20 protein-coding genes are annotated in these 21,149 nt (G+C 29.1%); 9 read left to right on the forward strand and 11 right to left on the reverse strand.

The genetic code is table 11. The features are described from left to right. The first annotated feature begins 2 nt into the window (after nucleotides 1–2). The 5 genes from QIA31_RS02155 to QIA31_RS02175 all read left to right on the forward strand — a co-directional run bounded on the left by QIA31_RS02155 (nucleotide 3) and on the right by QIA31_RS02175 (nucleotide 5,832). Complete coding sequence (locus tag QIA31_RS02155) at nucleotides 3–1,628, forward strand: peptide ABC transporter substrate-binding protein (protein WP_301394067.1); 1,626 nt, start codon at nucleotides 3–5, stop codon at nucleotides 1,626–1,628. Between the two features lie 356 nt (nucleotides 1,629–1,984). Next, nucleotides 1,985–2,905, forward strand: coding sequence for an ABC transporter permease (locus tag QIA31_RS02160; RefSeq protein ID WP_301394068.1), 921 nt, complete (start codon nucleotides 1,985–1,987; stop codon nucleotides 2,903–2,905). A gap of 12 nt (nucleotides 2,906–2,917) precedes the next feature. Next, nucleotides 2,918–3,967: an ABC transporter permease gene (locus QIA31_RS02165; RefSeq protein WP_301394069.1), complete on the forward strand. Its 1,050-nt coding sequence runs from the start codon at nucleotides 2,918–2,920 to the stop codon at nucleotides 3,965–3,967. An 11-nt stretch (nucleotides 3,968–3,978) separates the two neighbouring features. After that, nucleotides 3,979–4,851, forward strand: a complete 873-nt coding sequence (locus tag QIA31_RS02170) for an ABC transporter ATP-binding protein (RefSeq protein WP_301394070.1) — start codon at nucleotides 3,979–3,981, stop codon at nucleotides 4,849–4,851. Further along, complete coding sequence (locus tag QIA31_RS02175; protein ID WP_301394071.1) at nucleotides 4,852–5,832, forward strand: ATP-binding cassette domain-containing protein; 981 nt, start codon at nucleotides 4,852–4,854, stop codon at nucleotides 5,830–5,832. A gap of 4 nt (nucleotides 5,833–5,836) precedes the next feature. On the opposite strand, the gene QIA31_RS02180 is transcribed toward QIA31_RS02175, so the two are convergent. Continuing rightward, on the reverse strand, nucleotides 5,837–6,592 hold the full coding sequence (locus tag QIA31_RS02180) for an early set domain-containing protein (RefSeq protein WP_301394072.1): 756 nt from the start codon (nucleotides 6,590–6,592) through the stop codon (nucleotides 5,837–5,839). Between the two features lie 114 nt (nucleotides 6,593–6,706). Between QIA31_RS02180 and eno the strand changes: the two genes are divergently transcribed. Then, on the forward strand, nucleotides 6,707–8,017 hold the full coding sequence (gene eno / locus QIA31_RS02185) for a phosphopyruvate hydratase (protein ID WP_301394073.1): 1,311 nt from the start codon (nucleotides 6,707–6,709) through the stop codon (nucleotides 8,015–8,017). Nucleotides 8,018–8,068: 51 nt separating this feature from the next. On the opposite strand, the gene rpsI is transcribed toward eno, so the two are convergent. Genes rpsI through QIA31_RS02230 form a run of 9 tightly spaced genes read right to left on the reverse strand, consistent with a single transcriptional unit; the run spans nucleotide 8,069 to nucleotide 16,943 of the window. Continuing rightward, nucleotides 8,069–8,479, reverse strand: a complete 411-nt coding sequence (gene rpsI, locus QIA31_RS02190) for a 30S ribosomal protein S9 (RefSeq protein ID WP_301394074.1) — start codon at nucleotides 8,477–8,479, stop codon at nucleotides 8,069–8,071. Next, nucleotides 8,476–8,940, reverse strand: coding sequence for a 50S ribosomal protein L13 (gene rplM, locus QIA31_RS02195; RefSeq protein ID WP_301394075.1), 465 nt, complete (start codon nucleotides 8,938–8,940; stop codon nucleotides 8,476–8,478). Before rplM ends, rpsI begins: the two co-directional genes overlap by 4 nt. 52 nt (nucleotides 8,941–8,992) lie before the next feature. Then, on the reverse strand, nucleotides 8,993–9,802 hold the full coding sequence (locus tag QIA31_RS02200) for a hypothetical protein (RefSeq protein ID WP_301386057.1): 810 nt from the start codon (nucleotides 9,800–9,802) through the stop codon (nucleotides 8,993–8,995). Next, a complete protein-coding gene (gatB, locus tag QIA31_RS02205; protein WP_301394076.1) occupies nucleotides 9,795–11,252 on the reverse strand; it encodes an Asp-tRNA(Asn)/Glu-tRNA(Gln) amidotransferase subunit GatB in 1,458 nt (485 codons plus the stop codon). The genes QIA31_RS02200 and gatB overlap by 8 nt, the downstream gene beginning before the upstream one ends. Then, nucleotides 11,242–12,687: an Asp-tRNA(Asn)/Glu-tRNA(Gln) amidotransferase subunit GatA gene (gene gatA / locus QIA31_RS02210; protein WP_301394077.1), complete on the reverse strand. Its 1,446-nt coding sequence runs from the start codon at nucleotides 12,685–12,687 to the stop codon at nucleotides 11,242–11,244. Before gatA ends, gatB begins: the two co-directional genes overlap by 11 nt. A 10-nt stretch (nucleotides 12,688–12,697) precedes the next feature. Next, entirely contained in the window at nucleotides 12,698–12,973 is a 276-nt protein-coding gene (gene gatC / locus QIA31_RS02215) for an Asp-tRNA(Asn)/Glu-tRNA(Gln) amidotransferase subunit GatC (protein ID WP_151060006.1), read from the reverse strand. A 9-nt stretch (nucleotides 12,974–12,982) separates the two neighbouring features. Further along, the gene (locus QIA31_RS02220; RefSeq protein WP_301394078.1) at nucleotides 12,983–15,079 is read right to left on the reverse strand and encodes an ATP-dependent helicase; all 2,097 of its coding nucleotides are present in this window, start codon (nucleotides 15,077–15,079) and stop codon (nucleotides 12,983–12,985) included. A 2-nt stretch (nucleotides 15,080–15,081) separates the two neighbouring features. Next, complete coding sequence (locus tag QIA31_RS02225; protein ID WP_301394079.1) at nucleotides 15,082–16,281, reverse strand: BB_0345 family helix-turn-helix protein; 1,200 nt, start codon at nucleotides 16,279–16,281, stop codon at nucleotides 15,082–15,084. A gap of 11 nt (nucleotides 16,282–16,292) precedes the next feature. After that, nucleotides 16,293–16,943, reverse strand: coding sequence for a LolA family protein (locus tag QIA31_RS02230; protein WP_301394080.1), 651 nt, complete (start codon nucleotides 16,941–16,943; stop codon nucleotides 16,293–16,295). A 191-nt stretch (nucleotides 16,944–17,134) separates the two neighbouring features. On the opposite strand from QIA31_RS02230, the gene QIA31_RS02235 reads away from it, so the two are divergent. From QIA31_RS02235 to amrB, 3 genes are all read left to right on the forward strand, one after another. Next, nucleotides 17,135–18,553 (forward strand): NFACT RNA binding domain-containing protein, encoded by a 1,419-nt coding sequence (locus QIA31_RS02235; protein ID WP_301394081.1) that lies wholly within the window; start codon nucleotides 17,135–17,137, stop codon nucleotides 18,551–18,553. Nucleotides 18,554–18,651: 98 nt separating this feature from the next. Next, a complete protein-coding gene (gene pyk / locus QIA31_RS02240) occupies nucleotides 18,652–20,085 on the forward strand; it encodes a pyruvate kinase (protein WP_301394082.1) in 1,434 nt (477 codons plus the stop codon). Nucleotides 20,086–20,102: 17 nt separating this feature from the next. Further along, the gene (amrB, locus tag QIA31_RS02245) at nucleotides 20,103–20,843 is read left to right on the forward strand and encodes an AmmeMemoRadiSam system protein B (RefSeq protein ID WP_301394083.1); all 741 of its coding nucleotides are present in this window, start codon (nucleotides 20,103–20,105) and stop codon (nucleotides 20,841–20,843) included. A 19-nt stretch (nucleotides 20,844–20,862) separates the two neighbouring features. Here amrB and rpmB read toward each other — a convergent pair whose 3' ends face one another. Continuing rightward, a complete protein-coding gene (rpmB, locus tag QIA31_RS02250) occupies nucleotides 20,863–21,141 on the reverse strand; it encodes a 50S ribosomal protein L28 (protein ID WP_301385593.1) in 279 nt (92 codons plus the stop codon). Between the last annotated feature and the right edge of the window lie 8 nt (nucleotides 21,142–21,149).

Raw genomic sequence — 21,149 nt, forward strand, 5'->3', positions numbered from 1 at the left:
AAATGAGCTTTAATAAAACTGAAAAAATCAATAAAAAAATTAAAATAACAACACTAATTATACTTACCATGGCTTTAATTACATGCAACAATAATTCGGAAAAGGGAAAATTAACATTTAAAGTATATATAGGGGGAGCACCTTCATCACTTGACCCACACTTAGTGGATGAAACAATTGGGGCAAGAATTTTAGAACAAGTATTTTTAGGACTCTTGACATTAAACACCAAAACAGGAAAGCTTAAGCCTGGACTTGCTAAAAATTGGGAAGCCTCAAAAGATAAAAAAACATATCAATTTTACCTAAGAGACAACCTTGTTTGGAGTGATGGAATACCAATTACTGCTGAAGGGATAAGAAAATCTTTTTTAAGAATTTTAAATAAAACAACAGAATCTATACATGTTGACATGCTTAAATCAATAATAAAAAATGGACAAGAGTATTTTGACGGAAAAGTATCTGATTCTGAACTTGGAATTAAGGCAATCGATAACAAAACATTAGAAATAACGCTAAAATCTCCAAAACCCTATTTTCTTGAATTACTTCTACATCACGCATTCATGCCGGTACCTATTCATGTTATTGAAAAATATAAGAAAAATTGGACAAACCCTGAAAACATGGTTACCAGTGGTCCTTTTAAATTGAAAGAAAGATTACCTAATGAAAAAATTATATTTGAAAAAAACGAACACTATTACAATTCAAAAGAAGTAGAACTCGAAGAGCTTGTCTACATTACATCTGACAATGATCTAACTGTATACAATATGTACAAAAACAACGAAATTGATGCTATTTTTAACAGCATTCCGCCAGACATTGTAAATGAAATAAAACTACAAAACGACTACTATCAACACAAAAGTAATGCAATTTATTTATACTCGTTTAACACAAAAATAAAACCCCTTGATGATGTTAGAGTTAGAGAAGCTTTAACATTAGCTATTGACAGAGAAACTTTAACTTACAAAGTACTCAATGACGGCACAGTTCCCACAAGAGAAATAACTCCTAATCTTGAAAATTACAATTACGGTAAAAAATTAGCCTTATTTGATCCTGAAAAATCTAAAAAGCTTTTAACAAAAGCTGGATATCCTAATGGAAAAGGATTTCCAATGCTAACACTAAAATATAATACAAACGAAACTCATAAAAAAGTTGCTGCGTTTATTCAAAACCAATGGAAAAAAATTTTAAATATAAACATTATGCTTACTAATGAAAATTGGCCTGTTCTTACCAATAGTAGAAATACGGGCAATTTTGAAATAATAAGAATTGGTCGCATTGGAGAATATTTGGATCCACACACATACTTCACTATATTCACAAGCGAAAATTCACAACTTGCATCATACAGATATTCAAGCTTAGAATTTGACAAACTCCTCAGAGAATCAGATTATGAAAAAGATCCTACAAAAAGAAAGAAATTACTCAGAAAAGCAGAAGAAATAATTATTGAAAAAGATTTTCCTGCTGCACCAATATACATATATTCTGGACATTATCTTTTCAGAAACGACAAATGGTCTGGATGGAATCCCAATGTATCAGAAGTTTATTATTTATCTGAATTAAAGCCAATTAAGAATGCAAAACGCAATTAATTAATTTTTTATTAAAAAGGCTTTAAACAAGTTATATTAGACTTAAATAAAATTTTTACTTTATATATTATTATATATAAAGTAAAAATACATGGGCCCTGTTTAAAAATTCTAAGGCTAAATTACCTTAGAATTTTTAAACAAAAAATAAATCCTCCTCTAATTAGCATAACAAAATTTTAAATAAAAAAGATAAAGTATATTTTTATTAAAATTAAATTATTAATCACAATGCAAACAAACTTCTATTAAATTAAAAATTATCAATTATAGCTTGAAAAACAATAAATACTATATGATATGATATAATTGACTAATACATAATGTTGCCAATATCTATTTACAAAGGAGCAAAAATGTTAAGGTTTACTTTAAAAAAAATAATAGGAATGATACCAACTTTACTAGCAATAATTTTTTTATGCTTTTTTGTAATGAGAATGGCTCCTGGAAGTCCATTTGATTCTGAAAAGCCTATTGATCCTCAAGTAAAAGCAAGATTGATGGAAAAATATCATCTTGACAAACCTTTTTATATTCAAGCCTTTTATTATATTTCAAACGTTCTCAAAGGAGATCTGGGACCTTCTTTAAAAAAGAAAGACCTTACGGTTAATCAATACATAAAATTAGGATTTCCAAAATCACTTACACTCGGAGTAATATCTTTAATCATATCGCTATCAATAGGAATACCAATAGGAATATTGGCTGCTATTTATAAAAATACTTATATAGATTACATAATAACATCAATAGCAATATTAGGGATTTCTATACCATTATTCGTAATAGGACCAATTTTACAATACTTTTTTGCAATTAAATGGGGATTACTTTACACCTCTGGATGGATTACAGAAAGAGGGGGATTTTCAAATTTAATTCTACCTATAATAACTCTTAGTATGCCTAATATAGCTATTTTTGCAAGAATAATCAGAGGCTCGATGCTAGAAATAATACAGAGTGACTTTATAAGAACTGCACGTGCAAAAGGGCTAAATTTCAAAAAGATAGTTATAAAGCACATGCTAAGAGGAGCAATGCTGCCCGTAGTAAGCTATATAGGCCCAGCATTTGCTGCTATAATATCTGGAAGCGTGGTTATTGAAAAAATATTTAGAATTGCTGGGATGGGAATGTTTATAACAGAATCTGCACTAAACAGAGATTATCCAGTATTAATGGGAGGATTGTTATTATATTCAATAATACTGCTTATTTCCATATTAATATCAGACATTATATATAAAATATTAGATCCAAGAGTATAAGGGGAAATCAAAATGAATAGCCTTGAAAAACAAAATGAAAAAAACAATTCTAAACCCGAAAGAAGAGCTTGGTCAAGATTTAAAGAAAATAAACTAGCATTTGGCAGTCTTTTTGTAATTGGGTTTTATATCTTAATCGCCATTCTGCAACCAATATTGCCAATATATAAATACCATACTCAAATAGTAGAACATTCCGATTTACCACCATCTTTCCAAGCTGCTGGAGAACTATGGTATAAGAAAGAAAAAAAATTTATTGAAAAATTAGCAAAAAAAGAAAAAAGAGAAATAAATGAAGACGAACTAAAAAAACTCGAAGACATAAAAAGAAAAATAGAAAATGAAGTTCAAATAATAGATAAAAGGGAAGTAAAAATACATAAAAGAGTGTATTTGCTTGGCACAGACAATCTTGGCAGAGATTTGCTTGCAAGATTAATACAGGGCAGTCAAATCTCTCTTTCTGTAGGATTTATTGGAGCTTTCTTGTCTATGATAATAGGAACTATTCTAGGCTCAATAGCAGGATTTTTTGGGGGATTGGTTGACAAAATAATCACTAAAGCAGTCGAAATTCTTTATGTATTACCCTATTTACTTATTGTGATAATACTAATGGCAATAATGGAAAGAAGTATAGTAGGATTATTTATAGCGCTCGCATTTGTATCGTGGTTAACAGTAGCCAGAGTTGTAAGAGGGCAAGTACAATCACTATCAAGTTCAGAATTCATACAAGCAGCCAAGACCTTTGGCGCAACAAATCAAAGAATAATCTTAAAGCACTTAATCCCTAATAGTATTGGGATGATAGTTATATTCACAACAATAAGAGTTCCAAGCTTTATTATGGCTGAAGCATTTTTATCCTTTTTAGGACTTGGAATTTCGGCTCCAATGACAAGCTGGGGAGAATTAGTGCAAAATGGAATTGCTACATTTGTTGAATATCCATGGAAAGTTTTTATTCCAGCTATAGTTATGACAATATTTCTATTATTTATGAACTTTTTAGGAGACGGGCTAAGGGATGCATTTGATCCAAAAGATAGTATCTAAGGAGAAATTGAATGGAAAAAGAAAATATACTAGAAATAAAAAATTTAGCAATTGAATTTAGATTAAAACATACAACAATTCATCCCGTAAACAATATTAACCTATCTGTAAAAAAAGGAGAAATTAAAGCTATTGTTGGAGAATCTGGGAGTGGAAAATCCGTAACAAGCATGGCTATTTTAAAACTATTACCAGAACTTACAACAGTATATAAAAGTGGAGAAATACTATTTGAAAATCAAGATCTGCTAAAACTTAGCGAAAAAGAACTTTTAAAAATTAGAGGGAATAAAATATCAATGATATTTCAAGACCCAATGACTTCATTAAACCCATTTTTAAGAATATCAACTCAACTTGAAGAAACAATAATCTTACACCAAGGATTAGGGAAAAAAGAAGCCAAAGAAAAAGCAATAGAAATGTTAAAAACTGTTGGTGTTGTAAATGCAGAAGAGAGAATAAAACATTTCCCTCATCAATTTTCAGGAGGAATGAGACAAAGAGTCATGATCGCCATGGCGCTTAGCTGTCATCCATCCTTATTAATAGCAGATGAACCTACAACAGCCCTTGATGTTACAATTCAAGAACAAATATTATTATTAATCAAAAACCTATCTAAAAAATTCAATACTTCTACCATATTTATAACTCATGATCTTGCAGTTGTTGCTGAAATTTGTGACACAGTATCTGTTATGTATCAAGGAAAAATTGTAGAAGAAGGAACAGTAGAAGAAATATTTAATAATCCCAAACATCCTTACACTATTGGGCTTTTAAAATCAATTCTTACGCTAGAACAAGATCCGAATAAAAAACTTTATTCGATAAAAGAAAATTCTATTAAAACCACAAAAACCAGTATTGAGGAGTTTTAAATGAACAGTAAAAAAGAAATAATTCTTAAAGTAGAAAACTTAATACAAACATTCACAACTGGAGAAGATTTTTTATTTTGGAAAAACAAGCAAAAAGTAAATGCAGTAAACAATGTTAGTTTTGAAGTTGAAAAAAATAAAACTTTAGGACTTGTCGGGGAATCTGGTTGTGGCAAGTCTACTACTCTTCGCTCAATAATGCAGCTTTACACGCCAACTTCTGGAAATATTTACTTTAATGGAAAAAACATAACTAAACTTTCAAAAAAAGAACTCTTAAAAACAAAAAAAGATATGCAAATGGTATTCCAAGATCCTCATACTTCACTTGATCCAAGAATGACAATAAAAGAAATAATAGCAGAACCACTAAAAATATACAGTGAAAACAAAATTCTTCCAAAAACAAAGCTAGAAATAGAACAAAGAGTAAACGAACTAACAGATATTGTTGGGCTACATAAAAGTATGCTAGCTAGATATCCTCATGAATTTTCAGGAGGACAAAGACAAAGAATAGGGATTGCTAGAGCACTAGCTTTAAATCCCAAGCTTTTACTTTTAGACGAAGCTGTTTCTGCCCTTGATGTGTCAATCAGAGCTCAAATTTTAAATCTGCTTAAAACTCTACAAAGAGAATTTAATTTGTCTTATTTATTTATTTCTCACGATCTTGCTGTAGTAAAATATATGAGTGACAAAATTGCTGTAATGTACCTTGGGGTTATTCTAGAGCTTGCGCCCAGAGAAACGCTATTTTCAAACCCAATTCATCCATATACTAAAATGCTAATAGCATCAATTCCTGAAATCAACCCTGAAAAAAGAAACAACAAAAATATAAAACTAGACGAACAAACTCTAGCAAACATTAGAAAAATTCATTTATCAACACAAGTGTGCCCAAAATTTGAAGAAGTAGAAAAAGATCACTTTGTATCTAAATACCTTTTTGATGAGATGAATAAACAAATAATTTAAAAGCTTATTTATGGTCAAAATAGGAGACTTCAAAATCTATTTTATTATCAATCCCTTCAACAAAGTATAAATTAATCCTATTAACATTATTTTTATCTATTACTTTGTTACCAGAATCAATAAAATAATAATAAATTCTATCCTTGGGTAAATTTTTAAGCTTAATAGTATAAATCCCTCTATTGTCTTCTTTTTCAACAAGCCTATTCAAAAAAGGATTAAAATTATTAAAACTACCAGCTATCGTAACTATTTGTCCGGGGCGACCTATATAAAAAATTTCAACCTCATTATTATCATACGATTGTATTGGATTTCTCAAAGAAATATAACTTGCCTTCTCTTTAGTAACCTCAATTTTAGAAAATGGGGTTAAATCCTCATTATAAACCACATTTTTATTATACTCATCATTAGTCCAAACACCGTCTACAATAAGCCTATACTTTATATTGCTTGTGCCATGAGGAATATTAACTTTAACAAAAAAAACTCCGTACTCATTTTTTTTAAATAAATATTTCTTAGAATACTGATCAAAGTCAAAAGCAGCAAAAATTTTTCTAATCTCCTTATTGGGAGGATAAAACAATAATATACGCTTGGAATCAACCACAGGCTCAAAGTTGTCTTTCCTTGTTGAAACTTCTAAAAATTCATTTAAGCTTAAATCAAAATTATACATCAAATAACCATCTGAGAAAAGATTGTCAACACATAAAGCCACAAAAACAAATAAATACAAACACCTTACTTTCATAGATTATATACAAAGCTCACAATAAATAATTCTTTTAGAGAAGACTACACATTTAAACTTTTTAACATTATACTAAAAACATACATTAAAGTAAATAATACGAGGAGTAGAAAAATGGATTTTCACATTTATGAAATCAAAGCCAGACAAATTATTGATTCCAGAGGGAATCCAACAGTTGAAGCTGATGTCATTTTAGAGGATGGAACTTGCGGAAGATCTGCAGTACCATCAGGTGCATCAACAGGAATTAACGAAGCTGTTGAGCTTAGAGATGGTGATAAGTCTGTATATATGGGAAAAGGGGTTTTAAAAGCAATTGAAAATATAAAAAACATCATTGCCCCAGAACTTGAAGGTATGAGCGCCTTAAATCAGGTTGCAATCGACAGAAAAATGCTTGAACTTGATGGTACCCCTACAAAAGAAAAGCTTGGAGCTAATGCAATCTTAGCAGTTTCAATGGCTACAGCTAAAGCTGCTGCGAATTACCTTGGACTTAAGGTTTATCAATATCTTGGAGCATACAAAGCTAACATTTTGCCTACGCCTATGTGCAATATTATTAATGGTGGTGCACATTCTGACAACTCTGTTGACTTTCAAGAATTCATGATAATGCCAATAGGAGCAAAAACTTTTAGTGAAGCAATAAGAATGGCAGTAGAGGTTTTTCATACACTAAAAGGCATTCTAAATAGGAAAGGGTATGCAACTTCTGTTGGGGATGAAGGCGGATTTGCTCCAAATTTAAAATCAAATGAAGAAGCCTGCGAGATGATTATAGAAGCAATAAAGAAAGCAGGATATGAACCTGGAAAAGACATAGCGATAGCTCTTGATCCAGCAACATCTGAGCTTTATGATTCTAAAACAAAAAAATATGTACTTAAATGGTCAACAAAAGAAGAGCTTACTTCTGAACAAATGGTTGAATATTGGTCAAAATGGGTAGAGAAATATCCAATCATTTCAATTGAAGATGGCATGGCCGAAGAAGATTGGAATGGATGGAAAAAACTTACAGACAAAATTGGAAACAAAATTCAACTTGTTGGGGATGATTTATTTGTAACAAATACCTCATTCCTTAAAAAAGGAATTGAAATGGGGGTCGCTAATTCAATTCTTATCAAGGTTAACCAAATTGGCACACTAACAGAAACATTTGAAGCTGTGGAAATGGCCAAAAAAGCAGGATATACAGCAATAGTTTCCCACAGATCAGGAGAAACAGAAGATACTACAATAGCTGACCTTGTTGTAGCTCTTGGAACAGGGCAAATTAAAACAGGCTCACTCTCAAGAACAGACAGAATAGCAAAATATAATCAACTCATAAGAATAGAAGAAGAATTAGAAACAACTGCCGAATACCACGGTAAAAACGTATTTTATTCCATTAAGCAAAAAAAATCCCTTTAGAAGAGGGATTTTTTTGCTTAAATAAAAATACAAAATGTATAAAAAATAAAATTATCTTTTGGAAAATTGAAAACTTTTTCGCGCTTTTTTCTTCCCAAATTTTTTACGTTCAACCTTCCTTGAATCTCTTGTTAAAAACCCATTAGATCTCAAAGCCATCTTATTAGATTCATCAAGCTCAAAAAGAGCCCTTGAGATGCCATGCCTTATTGCCCCGGATTGACCTGAAATTCCTCCCCCATAAACATTAATATAAAGATCATATTTCCCAAGTGTATTTGTCATAACTAAAGGCGATAGCGCCATTGTCCTTAAATTTTCAAGTTGAATGTAAGAGTCAAAGTCTCTATTATTTACTTTGATATTGCCACTACCCTCTCTAATATAAACCCTAGCAACAGAGGATTTTCTCCTACCAGTTCCCATTGACAAATTAACATTGCTAAAATTTGATTTCTTCATTTTACCTCTCTTAAATTAGCTTCCAGTTTTATAGGATTTTGAGCTTTAAGAGTATGCTCTGAACCAGAAAAGACTTTTAAATTTCTAAAAAGATTGCGCCCCAAAGGGCCTTTTGGCAACATCCCCTTAATAGCAATCTCGAGAGGCGCACAAGGCTTTCTCTCTAACAATGTTCTAAAGGTGTCAGAATAAAGACCTCCCGGATATCTTGAGTGCCTATAGTAAAGTTTTTGTTGATATTTTTTCCCCGTCAGTCTAACCTTAGAAGCATTAATAATAATAACATTGTCACCTAAATCTTGATGGGGAGCATAATAAGCTTTATGCTTCCCCCTTAAAATTTTAACAACATCTACAGCAACTTTACCTAAAACTCTATCTGCCGCATCAATTACATACCATTTTTTCTCAACAGTCTTTGGCTTGATCCAAATTGTAACATTACTAGTTATTTTGTTCATAATAACACATTACCCTTACATAAAATTTTATGCATAAATCCTATTAATTGTATTATTTGTAAGGATTACTGTCAAGCCCATCAATAAACTCATTCTTAAGGGCAAGACAAATTTTTTTAAAATTATCCAGATCTCCTTTAGAAAACTTCAAAGGAATAATAGATGGAATACTAAAATTTGGACTAATTAAATACCCATGTTTAAGAAATTTATTAAAAATTTCAGCATGATAACAAGCATCATAAAGAGGAAACATATACCTACCAGTCAATCTAAACAAAGATGTAGTAAAAGAATTAAAATCAAAATTGAGATTTTTTTTATAAAATATAAGCTTGCTTAACATATGTTTGGCCAAAGACAAGGTTAAAGCATCAAAATTATCTTTAAATTCTATTTTTCTAGAAAGATTATCTATAACTACAATACTAACAGACATAAAATCAGGCAAAGGAATATTAAAAATCATAGGATATTTAATATCACCAAATCCTACTTTAAACTCATATATTCCTTCTTCCTTTTCCCAAGGCATAAAAACTTTATCCTTGCCAGTTAAAGAAAATAAAAACTCTTTTGCATCTTGTTCTAGCTTAAAAATATAAACAGATCCGGCCTCTTTAAAAAAAGTAAATACCAAATTTATAAACTGATTTTTAAAAACAGAAGGATAAGGAGATATCAAGCCCCTTGACATAGTCTGCTTAAAAAGTCGATTTAATCCTTGAACTCTATAACCTAAAAAATTTTTTCCACCATTTAGATATAAATCCAAATACCTCTTACCGTAAATATCGTAAAGATAAAAAAATCTTGCCCTTTTAATAACTGGCAAATTATCTATTAATGACAAATCATACATTTGATAAACTTTGTAAAAGAATTTCATTTGCAAGTATAGGATTAATTTTCCCTGAAGATTTTTTCATTATTTGCCCCATCATAAATTTAATAGCATGATCTTTGCCCTTTTTGTAAAGTTCAATTGACTTAGGATTTTCATTTAAAACTTCAAGCACAATCTCTTTAATAACAAGCTCATCACTTATTTGCTCTAGTTGATTTTCACTTATAATAACAGAAGCAGGAACTTTTCTAGCCATCATTTCTAAAAACACCTTTTTAGCCATTTTGCCACTTATTTTACCAGCAACAATAAATTCAACAAGCTCTGTAATATAGCTTGGAAGCAAATTAAATTCAAGAACACTAATCTCCTTATCATTAAGAACGCTTAAAACTTCAGACAATATCCAATTGGCTACTTTTTTAGGATCACTTGCATTAATAGCAGCCTCTTCAAAATATCTAAGCAAGTGCTTATCTGATGTTAAAGTAATAACATCAAAATCACTTAACCCATATTGATTTTTAAGCCTAACTCTTGCGTCAAATGGAAGTTCGATTAACTTTAATTTTTTAATATTATCAATATAAAAATCATCAATTTCTATTAAAGGCAGATCGGGCTCTTGGAAATATCGATAATCAGCTACTGTCTCTTTATCCCTTTGAATTACCGTTGCCCCACTTTTATCATCAAATCCTCTAGTATGCTTACCATAATTATCAAGAGTTTTCCTAAATTTAATCCACTCATCTTGCTGCCTTAATTCTTCATATTCAATGGCAGCTTTAATAGATTTAAAAGAATTTAAATTCTTTATTTCAGCTATAGGAGTTTTATGCTCAACACCATTCTCTCTAATAATTAAATTAACATTTACGTCACATCTAAAAGAACCATTCTCCATATTGCATTCTGACAAATCAAGATACCTAAAAATTTCTCTTAAAGAACTTAAAAAAGCAACCGCTTCATCTCCGCTACTAATATCTGGAGCAGAAACAATCTCAAGTAAAGGAGCCCCTGAACGATTAAAATCAATATAACTTTGATTCTCACCATCAAGCAAATGGAGACTCTTGCCCGAATCTTCTTCCATATGAATTCTAATAATGTTAATCTTTTTAAATCCCGAAGGAGCTTCAATTAATAAGCTTCCTCCTTCACAAATCGGCTTATCATTTTGCGAGATTTGATACCCTTTTGGCAAATCCGGATAATAATAATGTTTTCTATCAAATTTAACAACATGTCTAATTTTTGAATTTGTAGCATGTCCTGCTAAAATTGCGCTATTAATAAGCTCTACGTTCACACTTGGCAATGAACCGGGCAATCCAAGACAAACTGGACAAATGCGAGAATTAGGCACTCCTCCAAACTCATTCTTACATCCACAAAAAGCCTTTGTTTTTAAACCTAACTGAATATGAATTTCTAATCCAATAACTAATTTATATTCCATTCAATCCCAATTCCCTAATCACATTTTTTGAAAAACTTAAAAGTTCAAAATCCTTCTTACTGCGCCCAATAATTTGCATTCCAATCGATAATCCTTCCTCATCCTTAACATAAGGAATCGAAATAGCAGGAGCTCCAATAAGATTTGCAATTACAGTACAAATATCTGAATAATACATTTTAACAGGATCATCAAAATCTAAGCCAATTCTAAAAGGCTTAACAAAACTTGTTGGAGTAATAATAAAATCACAACTTGTAAAAAGCTTGTTAAATTTAGGAATAATTAAATTTTGAAGAATTTCACAAGCCTTTGTATAATATTTGGCATTATAACCTTCTGATAATAAATAATTTCCAAGAACAACACGCCTTTTAACTTCTTCTGACAAGAAATTACTCCTATGTTTAAAATAAAAATCATTAAGACTCAAATTCTCTGATATTCTCTTGCCGTAACAAAGTCCAGTATAACGAGAAAGATTGGAGGATGCTTCAACAGGAGAAATTGTATAATAAATTGATAAAATAAAATCAATCTCTTTTATTGAAACTTCTTTTATATTAATACCTTTGGACAAAAGATCAAATTTAAATTTGACAAAACTACTTGCAACATTTTTGTCCATTAGATCTTCGTTAAGTTCTTTAATTACGGCTAAATTTTTACCTTGCAAAGACTCAATTTTTAGAGGATAAAAATCATCAAAGATATCTACACTAGTAGAATCCATTTCATCAACTCCACAAGTATGCTTTAATATTAAAGCAATATCTTCAATAGAATGAGAAAAAAACCCTATTTGATCAAAAGATGAAGCATAAGATGCAAGCCCATAGCGAGAAAGACCTCCATAAGAAGGTTTGAAGCCTAAAATTCCTGAAAAAGATGCGGGAAGCCTAACAGAGCCGCCAGTATCACTACCAAGCGAAAACGGCGCCTGAAACGATGCAACTACAGCCGCAGAGCCTCCAGAACTACCCCCTATAACATATTCTCTATTTAAAGGATTTAAGGTTGCACCATAATAGGAGAATTCACAAGTAGAGCCCATGGCAAATTCATCCATATTGGTTCTACCAATTAAAATTGCCCCTTTATCCTTAAGCCTTTTAATCACAGTCGCATCATAAGGAGAAATATATCCTTCTAAAATTTCAGAAGCACACGTTAAAGATTTATCTTGAATTGAAATATTGTCTTTAACAGCAATAAGCATACCAATTAAAGGCAAATCCTCTAATTCGCAATTTTTTAAACAATCATCATAATTTTTTGCAATCTCTAAAGAATCATCAAAAAATTCAATATATCCATTAATACCTTTATTTAATTCATAATTATTTTTATAAGCAAGTAAAATATCATAAATTTTACATTTTTTAGTTAAAACTAATTCTTGAATTTTGGTTAAAGTTAAACTACTTAAGTCCAAGACCTTCTCCTTATTCTAATATTTTAGGAGATGAAAAATATCCATCTAAAAACGAGTTACTAAGCTTTTTAATTGATTCAATAGAAAGAGAAAATCTTGCTTTATCCTCACGCAATGTAGAAACCTTTTTTTTATTAGCATCAAAATTAATTTGAACATCAAAATTTGAAATTTCATTAACCAATCTAATAACTTTCTCAAATTTTAAAATAAATTTATCTTCACTCTCTCTGTTAAGCCTAACTAAGCTTAACTTTAAGCTATTTTCCAAATGTATATCTTCCAAAATAAACCTCTACGCTTTGATAATTTTTTTAATATATTCAGAATTCAAAATGGCCTTCTTACCATTTATCAAACTAATTTTAACAAACTGGAAATTGCCTTGGTACCAGCTATCAATAATCATTCCCTTTTCTCCATTATAAATTATATGGTCTCCAATATTAAATCTAATATCCCTTTTATTATCAATAAAAAAATTATTAAAATTCTCTTTTAAATACTCGGGTATAAAAACAATGTCATAAAAATTCTTGTCAATATCTTGAAAAAAAATGGAAGGTGCAGTACTTTTGAAAGAACCTCTAAAAGCTCGCTTTAAATTTAAAGTAACAATAAGCTCTGATTTAGCTCTTGTGATTGCAACATAAAAAAGCCTTCTCTCTTCCTCAAGCCTATCTTCTGTTAATTCTTCAATTTCAGCTGGCAAAAGACCCTTTTCAAGTCCAGAAATCACAACTCTATCAAATTCAAGCCCCTTAACACCATGAATTGAAGACAAAAATATATTGGACTTAAAATCTCCAGAAATTAACGGGGAAAGTGAAGAATTTTCTAAAAAAATAGCAAGACCTTCAAATGTACCTGAATATTCAATTCCACTATTAATAAGCTCATCAATATTTCTTAATTTTTCATCCTTATCAAACTTTTTATAATAATCTAAAAGACCAAACTTAATTACAACATCCTCAATAAAAGCAGATAAATTGATATAATTGTCTTTAGAAAATTTCTTAACCAGCTCATCATAAATATTTATAAACAATAAAAGAGACTCTTTGGCTCTATTTTTAAGTGAACTCAAAGCCTTTTTGCTCGCACAAAATAAATTAAAATTAACATCATCATCGTTTAAAGCACTAATTATTTTGGCTAGAGCAGTTTTTCCAATTCCTCTAGAAGGCTTATTTATCATTCTTAAAAAAGCTATTTTATCTTTCTTATTTATAAAAAGCCTAAGCAAGCAAATAATATCTTTTATTTCCTCTCTCTCATAAAACTTAATTGACCCTAAAACCTTGTATGGGATATTCTTCTTTAAAAAGAATGTTTCAAAATGGAAAGATTGGGAATTGAATCTATAAAGTATTGCTGTCTCAATATCATTAGCAACAAGCAAGTTAGAAAAATATTCAGCTTCATCTGATGTGCTTTGAAAAACTAAAAATTTCATTTTTTTACTAGAACCATTTTGAGTTGTTATTTGTTTCTCATGCCTATTTTTATTTTTTGAGATAACCCCATTTGCAATATTCACTATATTTAAATTTGAACGATAATTTTGCACTAAATAAAATTTAATAACATTACTAAAAGTTTTTTCAAATTCAAGAATATTTTCAATTCTAGCTCCTCTAAAAGAATATATTGACTGATCTTCATCTCCTACAGCCATAAAATACATACCATCCGAATAAAGTTCTTTCAAAAATAAAAACTGTGAATAATTCGTATCTTGATACTCATCTACAAAAATAACTTTAAATTTAGATTGAACAGATTCTTTTATAGATTTAGACTGCCTCAGCATTAAAACAGGCTTAATAATAAGATCAGAAAAATCAAAAGCATTATTCTTAGCTTTCTCTTCCTCATAAATTTTGATATATTCATATTCCCTTTCTGTAAATTCAATAAATTTTTCTAAGAAAAAATTTTCCTTATTTTTTAAAATCAAAGATGCAATATGTTTTGCCATTTCAAGATTTGAAGCAAGATCAATTTCTTTGACAAATCTAGCAACATCATTAGTATCCCAAATTGTAAAATTTGAATCATAATTTTTATCAAAATCCTTATAGTAAACCCTCAAAAGCCAAGACCCAAAAGAATGAAAAGTTTGAATATGAAGCTTCTTGTCAAATTTTAAAAGATCATTTATCCTATCATTCATTTCGCTTGCAGCTTTATTGGTAAAAGTTAAAGCTAAGATTTCATTAGGATTTATATTCATATGCTTTATTAAATACACAATTTTTGCAATTATAACTCGAGTTTTGCCACTTCCAGGCCCCGCTAAAACAAGAATTGGATCTTTACTTTTGCTAAAAACAATTTTTTCCTGAGACAAATTTAAGCTAGAAAAAAAATTTTTTATTTTATCCATTACTAATAAACTTCAGAAACCTTGAGATCAAATCCTGAAGGCGTCTTTACCCAAAAAAATTGAATCGCAAAAATTTCTTTTCCTTGCTCTTTTAAAAAAGGCGTAATGTCTCTATCATTGAGAATAATATTAACATCAGAAAGTCTTGAAAAAAATAGTATCAAAGATTTTTCAAAAGCTAAATTAATAGGAATCCCTTTGGATGCAAAAAAAGACTTACCATAAAGATTGTTTTCATCAGCATATCTAAAAAATGTATCATTTAAAAAATCGATTTTTAAATCAACATTTGAAAGTTTTTGAGAAGAATATAGGGTAAGATAATTACTACTTGGTAATTTTTCAGCCCCCTTAACATCAAACTGCCAATTTAAAATATTAAATCTATTGTCAATATTAGTTTCAGATACATATTTAATATTTAAAGCAAAAGACTCTAGACTTACATTAGCTATTTTTGACTTATCATAATAATAATTCTCATAAATAATTTTGACTCTCAAATTATCATCAAGATTTATCTCTTTAAACTCTCCTAAATTAAAAATATCTTTATTTTTTTTAGACTCATCAACAATAACTAAATCATCACTAATAAAAGATGCTCTATATTTTGCAATGTTATCACCATGCGTTAAAGATAAAAAATCCCCCTCTTTAAGAGAAAGATTCCAAAAATTCTTTTTATCAAAAGATACTTCATGAATATTTGAAATTATCTTCTCATCCTTGCTAAGCTTAAAAAATTTTTTAAAATAAACTTCTACTTCTCTAAAGGCAAAAAATACAAACAATAGTAAAACAACACCAACAATTCCCAACAGGATTTTAAACACATTTAAAGGCTCTAAATTAAAAAAAACCAATTTTTTGTCCAGCGCTTTATTATCGCCTAAAAATCCTAAATTTGAAACTTTATCTTCAGATCTAATCCCAATATAACTATTATTAAGCTTACTTTTATAATCCTTAAAAAGTGTTGATATTAACCTAGAATCAATATCTAAATATTCGCTATAAGTTCTCAAAAATCCAACTGCCAAAACTTCATTTGGGAAAATTTCAATATTAGAATCTTCAAGAGCTTTAAGATACTTAATAGAAATTTTAATATCATCAGCTACCATTTCAAGAGTCAAATTTTTACCATTTCTAACTTTTCTCAAATAGCTCCCAAATTTAATAAAATCATTTTCTTCCATAGATTTAAACCTTAATTTTTTTTAATATCATATAAAAAATTATCTACCTTATTCGAAGATTTTGGAGGATCATACTTAAATTTGCTATCAAGAATCCCAATATTAAACTTCACGGCAATTAAATCAATAACTATTTCACGTCCACCACTAGTAGGATAAGCAGTAATTCTTCTAATTATTCCATCCGAAGTAAAAGCAATAATAAAAGAATTAATAGTAGCGGCCCCCTTGTAAAGCTTTCTAGAAAAGGTTAATTTAATATATTTTCCAGACTCAGATGAATCTAGAGCTTCTAGATTTGGAGAATTGGTATAAGACACGCTGTACTCACTATTTAAAACTTTCATAAGACCTCCCCCGCTGCTACCTTTTATTAATTGTTGACTAAACGAAGTCCCAAGAGATGGAACATAAACAGTCAAAAATTCACCATCACTTACAAAAACTTGATTATTTGAATCTAGATTAATAATAAACTTGTCTGGAAACTTATAAAATAAAATACCTGTTTGCTTTAACCCCTTTAAAGTGAAATTAATTGTCGCTTGCATATCCTCTATATTTTGATATTTAGCATAAATTCCTTCAAAGTATTGATTTGCGGATATTTGAGCAAACACAACAACAGGATATAAAACCAATAAAAGAATTGTTTTTACCATTCTATGAACTCTTATTATTAAGCTTAAGCTATTAACAAAACCACATTTAATATTTTATTGCCAATAAACTTTATTTCCATAATACTACATATCATGGAAATAAACTATTATTAATAGTAATAGTTTAATACATAAAATAGAAATTTAAAACTTAGGTATAAACATCTTTAAAGAATTAGGATTTGACAAAAATGTCTTTGAATTACGTTGAAATAAATACTTTGATTAAAGAAATTCCTCTCACAAACTCTTTAATAAAAAAAATAATACAACCAGATTACAAAAATTTGATTTTAGAGATTTATAATAAAATTGATAAAAAAAAAATTAAAATATTAATCTCTTTAAATCCAAGCACTACCAGACTCCATATAACAAAAAAAAATTTCAAAAATAATGCCTTAAAGTTAAGATTTTCTGACTTCTTAAAATCAAAAATTCAAAATGGAAAAATTATAAAAGCTTTCCAAATGAAAAATGAAAGAATAATTTCTCTTGAGATTTTAAAAAAGGAAATAATTATCTTATTTATCAAATTATGGCCATCCTCTCCAAATATAATAGCTACAACCCCAAATTTTAAAATACTAGATGTATATTATAGAAGGCCAAAAATAAAAGAAACAACGGGTGAAATCTTTTTAAAAGCTAAAGAAATACATGAAAGCAATAAAATATCTGATAAAAAAATTATGGGCCTAAAAGAAGAATACAATAATGCAAGTTATACATCCTATTCTGAATTTCTTGAAAATTACTATGAATCACTCAGCAATCAAATTAAAAAAACCAATATAAAAGAACTGCTTATTCAAAAATATGAAAAAGAGTTAATTGTTTTAGAAAAAAGAATAGAATCTTTAAAAAAACAAATCAAGCTAATTGCAAACATTGAAAATGAAAAAGAAAAAGGTGAGTTGATTTTATTAAATATTAACAAAATACAAAAAGGGATTAAAGAAATAACTCTCTTAAATTACAAAGAAGAAAAAATAAAAATATCGTTAAACCAAGCATTATCACTAAAAGAAAATGCTTTACAATATTTTAAAATATATAAAAAAAACAAAAATTCTTTTAAAACAATACAAAATCAATTAAAAGATAATCTAGACAAATTTAATCTCATCCAATCAAAAATAACCATGTTAAAGATCGAAAATTTCATTCCAAAAGAAGAATATCATCAAGAAGAAACTGCTATTAAAAAAAAAGAAAAAACACCACAAATAGGCTTGCGGGTTACCTGTCGTGGATTTGAAATTATTATTGGAAGAAACGCAAAAGAAAACGATGAACTTTTAAGACACTATGTTAAAGGAAATGACTATTGGCTTCACACAAGAGATTATCCTGGGGCTTATGTCTTTATTAAAGGTCAAAAAAATAAAACTCCTTGCCTTGACGTCCTTTTAGCTGCTGGTAATTTATGTGTATTTTATACAAAATTAGCAAAAAAATCAGGAAAAGCGGATCTTTACTATACTCAAGTTAAAAATTTAAGAAGAGTTAAAAACGGAAAGCTAGGTCTTGTAATTCCAAAAGCAGAAAAAAATTTACATATTAAGCTAGATGAAACCCTAATAAAAAAATTAAAAAATCAAAACTAAATACCGCTATATAGTAAAGCAAAGTTTTGAATTTTTTATAAAATATTGTTATTCAAAGACAAAAAGCATAAAATTTATAGAAGTGGAGGAAGAACTTTATGATTTCAAAGTTAACAAAAATTGTAGCAACAATATCTGATCTTAGATGCGAACCAGAACATATAAAAGATTTATACGATGCAGGAGTAAATGTCATAAGGCTAAATACTGCTCATCAATCACACGAAGATACAATAAAAGTAATAGACAATGTTAGAAAAATTTCAAATAAAATAGCTCTAATGATCGATACAAAAGGGCCAGAAGTTAGAACAGCAAACATTGAAAATCCTATTATTGTAAAAACTGGAAACAAAGTAATCATCTCAACCTCGCCCATTAATGAACCCAATAGCTTTCAAACCAATTATGGTGGATTTGTTCAAGAAGTGCCTCAAGGATCTAAAGTGCTAATTGATGATGGTGAGCTTGAAATGACTGTTGTTAGCAAGCTATCTGACCGATTAATTTGCGAAATTAAAAATGATGGCCAAATTAAAAATAAAAAATCAATCAATACTCCTGGCATTTCTCTTAAACTGCAATCAGTAACCGAAAAAGACAAAGGATTTATTGAGCTTGCAGCAAAATATAATATTGATTTTATTGCCCATTCGTTTGTAAGAAATTCAAAAGACGTTCAAGATGTTAAAAAAATTTTAAATGCTGCTGGAAATCCTGATGTAAAAATCATATCCAAAATCGAAAATCAAGAAGGAATTGACAATATTGAAGAAATTGTACAAGCATCTTATGGAATAATGGTTGCAAGAGGAGATATGGGAGTTGAAATTCCCGCAGAAGATGTGCCTATTGCCCAACTTAAAATAACACAAACCTGCATAAAGTATGGAATACCTGTGATTACAGCAACTCAAATGCTTCATACAATGATTGAAAACCCAAGACCTACTAGAGCAGAAGTATCTGACATAGCTAACGCTATTTTAAACGGCACAGATGCAATTATGCTATCTGGAGAAACCGCTTATGGAAAATATCCAATTGAAGCTGTAAAAATGATGACAAACATTGCTAAAAAAGTTGAAAAACATAGAAAAATGACCTTATATAAAGATGAACTTTTTTACGATAAAAGCATTACAAGAAACTATATTATAAAATGTGCAATCGATGCCACAAAACTTCTGGATATAAAAGCAATTATTGTAGATTCTCTAAAGGGCAAAACCGCAAGAATAATGGCAACCTACAGAGCAAGCGTTCCATTATTTATTACAACAAATAGTGAAAGGCTGGCAAGAGAATTGGCATTGTCTTACGGGGTTTATTCTAATCTTGTAGACAATAATTTTAAAAGAACTACTGAATTTGTAGTAACTTCTCTTAAAATATTAAAAGAACAAGGTATTGTTAATGACGAAGATACTGTAATAATCATTTCTGGTAACCCAAATAGAGACATTGACAAAGGAACAGAATTTATGGAAATAAATACAGTAGAAGATGCAATCAAGGGGCGGAATATATAAAACAAGTTAGAAACTCCTTGGTTGAAAACATATTTTATTCAAATAATACAAACAGCTTATCATTAAAGTTGTCAGAAAAAAAAACTCACAAAGCCATCCTAACAAGTTATGGAAACTATGAGTTTTTTTTAAAAAATGAATGTTTTTTTAAAAAAATAATATCAAATCAAACTAATAATGTATTTATAATATCTGAAGCAAAAAGCAATTTTTTAATCAATATATCCAATCATCATATATGGAAAATATTTAATAAGCATATTAAAGTAAACCTAAAAATATTAAAATTATTAAAAAATTTAAATTTTATAAATATAGACAATAAACTAATCGAAAATGATCATAAAATTGAAATCACATTGAATTTTATTAGCAATATAAAGAAAGACATAAAAATAATTCCAATAATTTTTGGAAAAACTTGCAATAAGCATTTAATAAGATTTTGTGAGTTTTTAACACCTTTTATAAATAAAGAAGAAAATTCATTTATTTTACTATCTTACTTTATTTCAAAATCTACAAATATAAAAAAAGCTCTCAAGCTCGAAGAGAATTTAAAGCGCATATTCCTCGAAAAAAGGCCTCCTAGCCTCAATCTAATATTAGAAAGCTATAAATCAAAGAAAATATTTCCAGAAAACATAAATGCGATCATGACTATTTCAAGCCTTTTTAAAAATTTTGAATTTACAGACTCAAAAATAACGCACAATCCACCAGAATACTTAATATCAAGCAGTATTCTAATAAAATAAAATTGTCAAAAATTAAAGTTTATAAAAAGTCTTCTACTTTTTTGCAGTTTTTCTTTAAAAAAACATCAAGTCCTAACTTTGAAATACTTCTTAATGCATTAGCAGAAACCTTAATGTTAACACTTCTTCCAAGATCTGGAATAAAAAATTTTTTATTTATTAAATTAACCTTAAAGGTTCTTTTGGTTTTTACTCCAATATGTTGCCCAGCTCCACCTTTTTTTTTGGCAAGACCTTTTCTTGGAACATTGTTTCCAAACATGGTCTTTTTCCCTGTTATTTCACACTTCCTAGCCATTTAACACT

Source organism: [Borrelia] turdi (genome assembly GCF_030439285.2).
GTDB classification, from domain to species: Bacteria; Spirochaetota; Spirochaetia; order Borreliales; family Borreliaceae; genus Borreliella; species Borreliella turdi.